This window comes from Sporosarcina sp. CAU 1771 (assembly GCF_054482775.1).
In genome coordinates this window covers 44544-56207 of record NZ_JBTLRN010000014.1, presented here as the reverse complement: position 1 = coordinate 56207, position 11664 = coordinate 44544, and the positions used below count along the sequence as shown (strand labels likewise).

15 protein-coding genes are annotated in these 11664 nt (G+C 39.0%); 3 read left to right on the top strand and 12 right to left on the bottom strand.

Translation table 11 applies throughout. The features are described 5' to 3' along the window. Window positions 1-132: 132 nt before the first annotated feature. Window positions 133-384, top strand: a complete 252-nt coding sequence (gene rpsT, locus ACXYMX_RS10750; protein WP_459044230.1) for a 30S ribosomal protein S20 — start codon at window positions 133-135, stop codon at window positions 382-384. A 49-nt stretch (window positions 385-433) separates the two neighbouring features. On the opposite strand, the gene holA is transcribed toward rpsT, so the two are convergent. Beyond that, a complete protein-coding gene (gene holA, locus ACXYMX_RS10745) occupies window positions 434-1459 on the bottom strand; it encodes a DNA polymerase III subunit delta (RefSeq protein ID WP_459044229.1) in 1026 nt (341 codons plus the stop codon). A 159-nt stretch (window positions 1460-1618) separates the two neighbouring features. On the opposite strand from holA, the gene ACXYMX_RS10740 reads away from it, so the two are divergent. After that, window positions 1619-1753 carry a YqzM family protein gene (locus ACXYMX_RS10740; protein ID WP_459044228.1) on the top strand — a complete coding sequence of 45 codons (135 nt, stop codon included), beginning with the start codon at window positions 1619-1621 and terminating at the stop codon, window positions 1751-1753. A gap of 82 nt (window positions 1754-1835) precedes the next feature. Here the strand turns inward: ACXYMX_RS10740 and ACXYMX_RS10735 are convergent, their stop codons facing one another. From ACXYMX_RS10735 to ACXYMX_RS10685, 11 genes are all read right to left on the bottom strand, one after another. Next, window positions 1836-4127, bottom strand: a complete 2292-nt coding sequence (locus tag ACXYMX_RS10735) for a DNA internalization-related competence protein ComEC/Rec2 (protein ID WP_459044227.1) — start codon at window positions 4125-4127, stop codon at window positions 1836-1838. Next, window positions 4124-4687 (bottom strand): ComE operon protein 2, encoded by a 564-nt coding sequence (locus tag ACXYMX_RS10730; RefSeq protein ID WP_459044226.1) that lies wholly within the window; start codon window positions 4685-4687, stop codon window positions 4124-4126. The genes ACXYMX_RS10735 and ACXYMX_RS10730 overlap by 4 nt, the downstream gene beginning before the upstream one ends. Window positions 4688-4719: 32 nt before the next feature. After that, on the bottom strand, window positions 4720-5367 hold the full coding sequence (locus ACXYMX_RS10725; RefSeq protein ID WP_459044225.1) for a helix-hairpin-helix domain-containing protein: 648 nt from the start codon (window positions 5365-5367) through the stop codon (window positions 4720-4722). 62 nt (window positions 5368-5429) lie between these two features. After that, window positions 5430-6170 (bottom strand): class I SAM-dependent DNA methyltransferase, encoded by a 741-nt coding sequence (locus ACXYMX_RS10720; protein WP_459044224.1) that lies wholly within the window; start codon window positions 6168-6170, stop codon window positions 5430-5432. Continuing rightward, a complete protein-coding gene (rsfS, locus tag ACXYMX_RS10715) occupies window positions 6167-6514 on the bottom strand; it encodes a ribosome silencing factor (RefSeq protein WP_459044223.1) in 348 nt (115 codons plus the stop codon). The genes ACXYMX_RS10720 and rsfS overlap by 4 nt, the downstream gene beginning before the upstream one ends. An 18-nt stretch (window positions 6515-6532) precedes the next feature. After that, entirely contained in the window at window positions 6533-7087 is a 555-nt protein-coding gene (gene yqeK / locus ACXYMX_RS10710) for a bis(5'-nucleosyl)-tetraphosphatase (symmetrical) YqeK (protein ID WP_459044222.1), read from the bottom strand. Further along, window positions 7062-7646, bottom strand: a complete 585-nt coding sequence (locus tag ACXYMX_RS10705) for a nicotinate-nucleotide adenylyltransferase (RefSeq protein ID WP_459044221.1) — start codon at window positions 7644-7646, stop codon at window positions 7062-7064. The genes yqeK and ACXYMX_RS10705 overlap by 26 nt, the downstream gene beginning before the upstream one ends. A 37-nt stretch (window positions 7647-7683) precedes the next feature. Beyond that, on the bottom strand, window positions 7684-7974 hold the full coding sequence (yhbY, locus tag ACXYMX_RS10700; protein WP_459044220.1) for a ribosome assembly RNA-binding protein YhbY: 291 nt from the start codon (window positions 7972-7974) through the stop codon (window positions 7684-7686). Then, a complete protein-coding gene (gene aroE, locus ACXYMX_RS10695; RefSeq protein ID WP_459044219.1) occupies window positions 7961-8803 on the bottom strand; it encodes a shikimate dehydrogenase in 843 nt (280 codons plus the stop codon). The genes yhbY and aroE overlap by 14 nt, the downstream gene beginning before the upstream one ends. A 22-nt stretch (window positions 8804-8825) precedes the next feature. Further along, complete coding sequence (gene yqeH / locus ACXYMX_RS10690) at window positions 8826-9926, bottom strand: ribosome biogenesis GTPase YqeH (protein ID WP_459044218.1); 1101 nt, start codon at window positions 9924-9926, stop codon at window positions 8826-8828. Between the two features lie 2 nt (window positions 9927-9928). Continuing rightward, window positions 9929-10444 carry a YqeG family HAD IIIA-type phosphatase gene (locus ACXYMX_RS10685; protein ID WP_459044217.1) on the bottom strand — a complete coding sequence of 172 codons (516 nt, stop codon included), beginning with the start codon at window positions 10442-10444 and terminating at the stop codon, window positions 9929-9931. Window positions 10445-10651: 207 nt separating this feature from the next. Between ACXYMX_RS10685 and sigK the strand changes: the two genes are divergently transcribed. Further along, complete coding sequence (gene sigK / locus ACXYMX_RS10680) at window positions 10652-11353, top strand: RNA polymerase sporulation sigma factor SigK (protein WP_459044216.1); 702 nt, start codon at window positions 10652-10654, stop codon at window positions 11351-11353. The last annotated feature ends 311 nt before the right edge of the window (window positions 11354-11664 follow it).

Genomic DNA, 11664 nt, shown 5'->3' with positions numbered 1-11664 from the left:
CTTTTTTATGCATTCAGCTCTTTTATTCTTGCATTCACCCCATTTTTTTGCTAAAATTATTCTTGTTATGAATGAGGTATCCTGTGTATTTAAGAAACACTCGTGCTTTACCTGAAACTGGAGGTGAATGATTTGCCAAACATTAAATCTGCGATTAAAAGAGTAAAACAAAACGCGGCTAAAAACGTTCAAAATTCTCATGTTAAAGCAACTATGCGTACAGCTGTACGTAAGGCTGAAACTGCAATTGAAAATAAAGACGAAAACGCTTCAGCACTACTTAAAGCAGCAATTAAACAAACTGATACTGCTGCACGTAAAGGCCTTATCCACAAAAATACTGCATCACGTCAAAAAGCTCGTCTTACTAAAAAGGCGTTGTAATTTGATTGCCAAAAGACCGTCCGAGAATCTCGGACGGTCTTTTGCTATCTTATCGACGAATTTCTACGCTGCCTTGCATAAAAAACAATTCTAAAATCCGCTCTCTTTTTCCACTTGAAGACTTTAATTTATAATCTATCGTAGCCAATTCATTGAGAACCGTTAACAAACGTTCTTCACTCGGCACTTTTTTGTTATCCATCATTAATTTCACACGGTATGGATGAACTTTCAACATTTTAGCAATTTGATGTTGCTGATACCCTTTTTTACGTAAGGACAATACATGAATCATCAATCGAATCTGCACAGAAATTAATGCCGTAAGCATGATTGGCTCCTCTCCATTTCGAAGAAGGTCATCATATATGGCTACTGAATCAGAAACATTTCCTGAAAGATACGCATCCGTTAAACTAAATACATTCATTTCAGGTGTTCTAGGAATTAGCAGATCAATTACATCCGGTGTTATTTCACCTTCACCGTTCAAATAAACTGCCATTTTTTCAATTTCATTTGCAAGACTTAAAAGTCCTTCTCCAGCGATTTTCATCAAGTACTCCGAGGACTGTTGGGAAATAAACGTCCCATTTTCCTTTGCCTCGTGTTGAATCCACGTTGATAAGTCTCTTCCCTGAAGGCGATTTGCTTCAATAACCGTAGTCACTTTATTCATTTTTTTGGTGATTCGTTTCCGTGCATCTAACTTTTCATAGGGCGCAAGAAAAACAACGGTTGCGGTTGGTGAAGGATTATCTAACCATCCTTCAAACACTTCCAAATTATGAACTACTTTTTCTTTCGCTCTGTCTTGAGCCGTCAGGAATGTTGGATTGCTTACAATGATTAATTTTCTATCCTCCAAAAATGGTAACGTATCGGCTTCTTCAATTACAATTTCAATGGGCGTTTCTTCTAAATCGAAACGAATGACAGATGTATCATCAGTAAAAGCCATCGCTTTCTTTAGACGCCCTATCGTTGAATCAAAAATATGCCCTTCTAAGCCTGTCAATAAATAAACAGGGTCAATTTTTCCTTCAGCAATTTTCTTCCAAGTTGCATTTGCCATCATTTCACCTCATTACTTCTTATAGTTCATTATACAATATGAAAATTAAACTGTTTGAACAAATTGTGTCTTTTATTTTGCTTTCTAGATAAAAAAGGGATTGCTATGGATTTATTTCTGAAAATCGCTTATACTAGAGTGGAATTAGGAGGTGTAGCAATGAATGAATTTGAACATGATGTACAATCAAAACGTAATGATTTTATCGATTCAGCTGTAGGATTTGTAGTAGCTTTTGGATTCTTCTCTTTAATCTTTGTTGTTGCTACAGTAATCGACGTCGTAGCTGGCTAATTTTAGTAGCTAGACCCGGACATGCGGTTCCCGATTTGGGAATGCATGTCTTTTTTTTATTATCCAATCTTTGATGCACCTCTTATTGCGTCATAGTCGAAATAGAGTACGCGCCCTGCTCTACCTTTATCGTAATTGATCCATACTCCGCTGTCGACATCGTTGGTAAGTTAAGGCGATCAAACCTCTCCATAACTTCTTCATGTGGATGCCCATACATATTTCCTCGACCAGCTGAAAAAATAGTCAATTCTGGATGGAGTTTGTTGATAAATGACTCTGTACTCGAAGTTTTACTTCCGTGATGTCCGGCCTTTAGGATAATCCTTCCGAAATCTACATCCGTATATTTATTTATAAAATTTATTTCTGCCTCTTTTTCCATATCTCCAGTAAATAAGAAGTTCAGTTCTGGAGTCATCATAAATAAGGCAAGGGACCGATCATTTAATGAAAACATCCCTTCTTGCGGACTGACATAGGCAAATTTAAAAATGCCTTCTTCCCATGAAACTTCGTCTCTCATCCCATAGATGGGAACAACTTTGCTTGTTGCAATTTTAAGTACCTCATCCATCTCGCTTTCTGTCTCGCTACCGGGCGTTATATGAATTTCCTTAACTCGCAACTCCTCAAGAACTTCATCCGCTCCCTCAATATGGTCTGCATGAGGATGCGTAAGTATTAGTTTATCAACTTTCGTAATCCCTTGACCTTTTAGAAACGGCACAACGATATTTCTTCCAACTTCAAATCGTTTCATAGGACTTTTCCAATCATTTTCAAAGAAATCGACCGTTCCACCTGTATCGATGACATAAACAGCTTTTCGAAACGGAAGTTCAATAACAATACTATCTCCTTGCCCAACATCTAAATACGTTACTTGCAATGAGTTGTTTGTATACGGAAGGAATTGAATAACTAGTGCGGGGACAAGAAGAAAAGGGAGACAATATTTTAATGCCACCCCCTCCTCATATTTCACAAAAAAATAAAGAACACCGGCAACGGCAAACGTAGCTTCAATTGGACCTAATTTTCCCGGTGTCCATAATTGGTAAGGGAGTTCAGATAACCAAACAGTCGCGACTCGGATTATTTCTCGGAAAGGAACATAAATAGCAAACATTAAATCAGCCAATGGAACGAAAGCCCATGTCGTTGCGAGTAAAAGTATATTTACAGGTAAAATGATGATTGAGTAAAGAGGAACAAAAAGGATGTTTACAAAGAAAGAAGAAAGGGAGAGTTCGTAAAAATGAATAAGTAAAACGGGGTATAATGCTAATTGGCTTATCGCTGTAACATGAAAGGAAATACCAATAAACGACTTAGATTTCGCTAAGATTTTCGAAGATAAAACAAGTGCTAGTGCTGCTAAATAGGATAATTGAAAGCCTGGTTGAAAGACGATATATGGATGTAAAAAAATAAATACAATTGCACTAACTGCGAGGGCATTATCCAGCCTTATCTTCCTTCCACCTAACGACAACAACAAAGCCATTACCGCCACTGAAACCGCACGCCATACAGAAGGTGCTCCACCTACAACAACCGCATATAAGGGCATCAGTGTGATTAGGAGCAGGTCGACACTCCCTCTCCTTATTTGTAACCTCAACAAGAATTCACGCATCATAACGATTAAAAGGCCAACATGAAGCCCTGAAATCGCAAATAAATGAGTTATGCCGAGCCTCCTGTATATACTAGACTCTTCCTCATCCAACCCGCTTCGATCTCCAAGTAACAATGCTTTCGCTTCGGTTACAAGCGATGGTGGAAACTTAGTTTCAATATGCGTAGTTAGTTTACCTCGTTGTTCAGATAGACGAATACTTAAATTTGTATGTTCTTTTATACTTAGTAAAGTCTCCGCTTCAAACACACCCGAAGCACCATTCATTTTCAAATACTTGTTCATATCAAATGCATATTTATGTGAAGGATTTACAGATTCTTTTATACTTCCGGAATAAGTAAATACAGTTGAAGAAAAACGAAGTGCAATGTACTTGGTTTTTTCGTTTTCATCTTTAAACGTATAACTCGTGTAATAAATCTTATCATCAGAGGTGTTCACGAAACCTTTTATACGATTGCCATCTATTTTTGGGTTTTCGGTCCAAGAAAAGGTAACTTCAGTTGGACCCGGCGAAGAAACGACAGGAAGAGCTGAGGTGAAATAAAAAAAAGAAATGCATGTAGCACTAACTGCGAGGATAGGAGTGAGGGAATCATCTTTTCGTTTGAAATATATAGGGAGTAGGATTAGATTAATGAGCAACAGCCATACGGAACCGTATGCAGCAAATGCAGATACGGTAACCGAAATAGCTATATAGACAAGCTGAATGCGAGAAATCATTTTCCAAATAAGCTATTCACCCTTTCCTTTAAAGGATCAAGTTCTTCTTCGGTGGCTCCTAAATGTATCATCGACTGTAACATATCATTGAATAGATCCATTTTTTTTGAACCAGAAAAATCAACTTTTCCTTCATCAAATGGTATATGTTGAACGGAAATTCCCGACTGTGCAAAAAGCTTCATTGCATATTCATCATTTTTATAATCAGTTGCATAAATTACATGCTGTATTCCTGCTTGAATAATTGCTTTCGAACATTGCAAACAAGGAAAATGAGTTACATATAGTGTTGAACCTGATACGGGTATTCCGTACTTTGAACATTGCAACAATGAATTCATCTCTGCGTGAATTGTACGCACACAGTGATTACCTACGACGTAGCAACCGTGGTCTATACAGTGATCTCCGCCTGAAATCGAACCATTGTAGCCTCCTGCAATTATTCGGTTGTCTCTAACAATCGTTGCACCTACCGCAAGTCTTGTACACGTACTTCGTAACGCTAAGAGATGACATTGTGCCATAAAAAACTGATCCCAAGTTATTCGCTCCATATGTATGCCTCCATAATAATTTTAACGTTTGATTAGTCGAGCTTAATTAGATGTTCTAGTTTATCAAATGTCTTTTGACCAATTCCTGATATGTTCATCAAATCAGATGTTGACTTGAATAGCCCATTTTCATCTCGGTAGGCTAAAATAGCCGATGCCTTGGCCGGTCCTATACCCGGGATTGTCGTTAACTGTGAAAGGTCTGCCGAATTGATATTGACTTTTCCGTCATCTTTAGAAGCAGATTCACCTTGGAGAAAACTTGAATTCTCTTCGGGCATTTCTTCTCCCTCAATAGGCACGTAAATAACCAATTCATCGACCACTTTTGCAGCGTGATTCAATAAACGAGAATCGGCATCAGGTAAATAACCACCGGAAGCAGCAATCACATCAATTATGCGATCTCCCTCTTGCATTGAATAAACGCCAGGATGTCGAACAGCCCCCTTGACATCAACGATAATGACACTGGGAATTTCTTCGATTGGTATAATTTCTTCGGGTTCTTCAATTAATTCTGGAAATAGGGTTACGTCGCCACTAACACTACTTGAAGTGCTAGCTTGCTCACGGGGAATGAACAAAAATACGACTAGTGTAGCGATTGCTACGATGGGGATAACAATTTTTTGCCAATGACTGGATACAAATGAAAGAAACAGAGCGTTCACCCTCACTTTAGCGGGCATCCATATGGAGTCTCATTAACTATATATGAACAACCGCTTATTGAAAAGGGTTATTTTCGAACTTGAAAGAATACTCTTTCACTTTCCTCATGGGGCGGCTCATCTTCCCAATCGGCAAAAATCCGTTCAATTGAATAACCAATTGTTTCTAAGATTTCTATATACTCATGTACTGAAAATGTTCGTTGGTAATGAACTTCGTCAAAACGAGTATATAACCCATCTATATTTTGAACAAAAAAAGCAAGTTCGGAGTAAACCGAATGGGGTTCATCGCCTTCTTCGGTTTCCCAAATATAAGCTATGCCTCCATTATCGAACGTAAAGGGACTTTCCATAAATATTTCATCCATTTTAAATGTAGAGTGAACATCGAATAAAAGGACGCCGCCCAGCGTAAGTGATTGATAGATTTTCGTTAACGCTGCTATGACTTCCCCACGTTCAATAACATAGTTTAACGAATCTATCGCAATAACAGCAACGTCTAATTCCTCGAAACCTTCTAAATCTTGCATAGGTTGCTCGATAAAAGATATCGGTAGAGAAAGTGAAGTTGCCCGCTTCCTTGCGACTTCAATCATATCAGGAGAAATATCCAAGCCCGTTACGATTCCACCCATTTTTGCAAGTTTGACGGATAGTAGACCCGTTCCACACCCGATATCTAAAACTTTTTTACCACTAAGTCCACCCGCAGCCAGATTTAGTAATTCCGCGTAGGTATCATATGGAATATCCGTCATCAGCTCATCGTAGACGGAAGCGAAGTCAGAATACGCTTGTTTCATTCTTCTTCCGAAACCTCAAGAAGTGGTGCATCGCCCCAGTGTTTTTCGAGATTGTAGTAACCGCGCTCATCTTTATGGAATACATGAACAACAACGTCTCCCATATCGACTAAAATCCAACGTCCTGAATCGAAACCTTCTAATCTTTTTACAGCAAATCCTGCTTTCGACGCCTGGTCGGCAACCTCTCTAGCAATGGATTGAACTTGTCTTTCAGAATTTGCGTGACAAATGATAAATTGATCGGCAATTATTGAAATGCCCTCCATATTTAGTACAACGATATCTTCAGCTCTTTTATCATCTGCCGCATTATATGCTAACGTAAGTAGTGATGTTGTCATTAGTAAAATCTTCCTCTCTTATTTAACGTGCTCATTATAACAGTCAATGGAATCCGGGAATACCGGCCTCTTTTTTGAAACTAGAAATTGCACCGACTGATAAATGCAAGCTTCCATTGCCAAATCTATATTTTCATTGGCAATTGTTCGTAATTGATGGACGTTTGGAAAACTCCGACCTGGTTCAATCATGTCTGCAATGTATATTAATTTCTCAAGCTGAGACATACCTTCTCGCCCAGTCGTATGATAACGAATGGCATTGAGTATCTCCTCATCTTTTACACCAAATTCATCGCGTGCAAGAATTGCACCAACCGGGCCATGCCACAATTCATGATGAAAGGAAAGGAGTCGATTGTCAACTTTTTCTTGCATTAAAGTTGTGCGTAGTAATTCTTTGTCCATATATTTAGCTATATCATGAAATACTGCAGCAAGAATCGCTTTATCGACTGGAAGCCGATGTTTTTTCGCTAAAACTTCAGCAGTATCTACCACCCGAAGGACATGTTCGTATCTTTTTACCGGCATACGATTCGCAATCTCACTTTTTAGTTGCGTTAGATCCATAAAGACCCTCCTTACGAATAAACGATTCGACAAGGTTTGGAACTAAAAGTTGTACCGTCTTTCCATCCTTAAACCGTTTGCGAACTAAAGTTGATGATAAATCAATTTGTGGAATATCGATAAAGATAAACGGATACGTTGACTCCCCTTTATAACCGGGACGATTCACACCTACAAAGTTAACAAGGTTAACGAGTTCATCAATCTTGTACCAAGCCGGAAGTGAATCAATCATATCTCCGCCGATAATAAAATAGATGTCAACTTCAGGTTCGATTAAAGTAAGTCGTTTCATCGAATCATACGTGTAGGAAACACCACCTCGATCTACTTCAAAGGAACTCACTGCAAGTCCATCTAAGCCTTCTACAGCAAGCTCTACCATTTGTAGCCTCTGCTCTGCTGTTGCATCACCAGAAGCAGCTTTATGAGGGGGATTCGCGGTAGGCATCAACCAGACCTCATCTAGTCCCAATTCATGCCTTACCTCGCTAGCTATAATTAAATGACCTATATGTGGAGGGTTGAACGTTCCACCTAGAATGCCAATTTTTTTCATTTACTATTCCCCTCACCCATTGTTCAGCGTCTCTTCTTTATGGCAGTTCAATTCTCTTTTTCTCAACAGACTCTTTATATAGAACAATAATACTGCCAATTACTTGAACTACGTGAATTCCTTCTTGTTTTTCAAGCGCGCGTGCAATATCATTTTTATCTTCCGCACAATTTTGTAATATATTCACTTTTATTAATTCTTTCGCCTCTAATGCTTCCTCAATTTGTAGGATTACTGCTTCAGTTAATCCATTCTTTCCTATTTGAAATAGGGGTTGCAATTGGTTCGCTTTGCTGCGAAGAAATCTTTTCTGTTTACCTGTTAACATAAGAACCTCCAAGTTTTACTGTCATTTTTCCGATCATTTTTTCTGTATCTGGTCGAACACCTGTCCACTTTTCAAAGGCAATCGCACCTTGATGTACCAACATTCCAATTCCGTTCATTGTCCGGGCTTCACTTTTCTTTGCCTTTAAGAGCAATTCAGTCTCTAGTGGATTGTAAATAATATCTGCAACAATTGTTCCAGGTTGAATGTTTTCAGTCGCAATTGGCGTCCCTTTTTGCGCAAACTCCATCCCAACAGATGTTGTTTGAACGATAAGTTTAAATTCCGCAAGCGATTTTTCTGCTTCTTCTATAGAGACAACGGAAGAGTTAGGCAACCCAACAGCAATTTGTTGCGCTCTTTCAATTGTACGATTAGCAAATGCAATCGGTCCATAACCCGCCTTATCAAGTGCAAAACTAATTCCGCGGGCCGCACCACCTGCACCAACAACAACTAGTTTACCATCTTTTTCATACTCCGGAAATGTTTCCTCTAAAGAGCGTACAAAACCTTCCCCATCTGTATTAAACCCATGTAAACTTCCATCCAATTGAACGACTACCGTATTAACGGCATTCATCATTTTTGCTGATGGATCCACTTCATCTAAAAAAGGAATAATCGCAGTTTTATGTGGTACCGTTACGTTCCACCCACTGCACCCGAGTTTTTTCAAACTTGCAATTGCTTCGCCTAGCTCCTGTTCCTTCACAAGAATCGGTATATATGAGGCGTCAATTCCATTTTCGCTAAACCATGTGTCGTGCATTTCCGGTGAAATCGACTGGCCAACCGGATCTCCTATTACTGCGTACCATTTTTTCAATCCTTATTCCCCCTAGAGCAATTTATATCAGAGAAGGTCTGAGAATTACATTTACACCTCTCGGAGCATACACTGCAACGACAACATTCGGATGTTGTACAGTTATCCAACCCAATCCTGAAATGATAATATCTGTTTTAGCTTGTTTAACTGAAAACTCATGACGAACTAAAGGTGGCATTTTTTCAATTGAATTCCCTGTTGGTGGAGATAACATCCCACCAAGGTGATTTTTGTACAATTCATCGGCATTTTCCAGTTTCGTTCGATGAATTAGCAAATCATTTGAAACGTAAAGCATAAAGGAAGATCGCTTCCCAGCAATGAAGTCAAAACGGGCAAGTCCTCCAATAAATAACGATTGTTCTGCGTTTAATTGAAACACTTTAGGCTTCAATTCTTTTTTAGGAGTTATTGCTTTCAAATCACTTTCATCCAAGTGATGCGCGATTTGATGGTCATTAATAATTCCTGGTGTGTCATAAATCGCTTTGCCATCGTCTAGCGGAATATCAACAAGATCGAGTGTTGTTCCCGGAAAGTGAGATGTAGTTATTACTTCGCCTACACCTGTAGCCCCTTTAATAATACGGTTAATAAATGTTGATTTCCCAACATTTGTACACCCTACAACATACACATCTTTACCTCGTCGAACCTTATCGATTGCGACCAGTGCTTCTTCCATCCCGTGACCTTTATGAGCTGAGACTAGTAAGACATCTACCGGTTTCAACCCTAACTTCACCGATTCAGCACGCATCCAGTTTATTAATCGATTTCTATTGATCGATTTCGGTAAAAGATCTGACTTATTCCCTATTAATAAAATATCTTTATTTCCAACGAAACGATGCAAGCCTGAGATCCAACTTCCGTTGAAATCAAAGATATCTACGAGCATTACGACGATACCATCTTTCATGCCTATCCCATTTAAAATATTTAAAAAGTCATCGCCTGTTAAGGAAACAGGTTGCAATTCATTGTAATTTCTTAATCTAAAACAACGGCGACATATCAACTCTTCTTTTTCCAATGATGCCGCGGGTGCAAAACCCTCTAATTTTGGATTTTCAGTTTGAATCGTGACTCCGCACCCAATACATTTTATTTCTTCCACGTTTATTCCTCCCAAGTTATCAATCCTCGACGCTTTAAGTTGGCCATGATTTTTCTTTCAGTCATTCGATTGAATCTTGTAATCAGAGCATCGGAACTTGCCACGGGTATGACTAAAATCGTGTGCAACCCTTTCCTATTTCCACCCAATATATCCGTCAGTAGTTGGTCACCAATTACAACGGCTTCATCTTTTTTGATTCCCATTAGATCCAACGCCTTTATAAAAGGACTACGCATCGGTTTTTTCGCCCTAAAAATATATGGAATACCTAGTGGTTCACAAAATAACTTAACTCGAGGCTCGTGGTTATTCGATACGATTGTTACAAGAATACCTGCATCTTTCATCGACTGCAACCATTCAATAACTTCAGGGGTTGCATCCGGACGATCCCATTCGACAAGCGTATTATCCAAATCCGTAATGATTCCTTTAATTCCTTGTTCCTTTAATTTTTCAGGACGTATCTGAAAAACATTTTTCACATATTCAGACGGTAAAAACTTTCTTAACACACTATCCACTCCGATTTCCAACTAGATTGTAAAACTGATTATAACATAACCTTTCGAAATTAAGTTACTGACTAGGTTTACGCATTACAGACTCATTCACTCAAAAATAATCAGACCTTTCAAGCGCCTGTCCGACTCGTTTATCGGTGATAGGACAGGACCCGACCGCATATGCTGTCATACAACGACAAAGGAGGTGGCCCACCAATGAGCGGGTTTGTCATGTCAATTGTTCAACTCTGGTTGGAAATCCCTGCGGTGATTGGCTATATTCGAGGGCAAGCTTTCAAACGCCCCTTATCGAAAGAAGAGGAAGCTGACTGCCTACGGAGACTTGCCGACGGAGACGAAGATGCAAAAGACGAACTTATTGAGCGTAATATGCGACTTGTTGCACATATCGTTAAAAAATTCCATCCAAAACACGAACTACTAGACGACTATATTTCAATAGGAACGATTGGTCTCATGAAAGCGGTCAATAGCTTTACCCCTGACCGTAAAACGAAACTTGCAACATATGCAGCCAGATGTATCGAGAATGAAATTCTTATGTATTTGAGAACTCAGAAAAAAGTTCAAAAAGATGTTTCCCTTTTTGATCCAATCGGAGGTGACAAAGACGGTCAATCGCTTCAAATATCGGATCTTCTGCAAACCGACGACGATGCACCTATCACAACGATCGAACATAACGAACGCAAAGAGAGGTTATACCGACATCTTGGAAAGCTGGATGGAAGAGAACTTGAAATAATCCAGAGACGCTACGGATTATTGGATGATAAGCCAATGACTCAAAAAGCAATTGCAGAGCAGCTCGACATTTCAAGAAGCTATGTTTCGAGAATTGAAAAACGAGCAATCGTTAAACTGTATCAACTATTTAAACATGAATACAATGAGTAGGAACGCGTCAATGTCTATTCTGTGGTGACGCAAAAATGAAGAGGCGTTTCCGTTTGGGTATGATCCCAATTTCGGAAACGCCATTTTGAAAGCTAAGCTAATATTCACCTACGTAAATAAGCTAATGCCTTTGCACAAAGCCCTAACTTTACTCGGAACTAACCTCACGTCCGATAACGATTGCAATTAGAGTTGATATAAGAAAAATACTGCCTAAAAGAAATATCATAGTCATAACCTCCTTAAAACAATATGTAAATGGTAATTCCATCATACCATAAAACCTTCAAAATCCGCCACATAAGAATTAC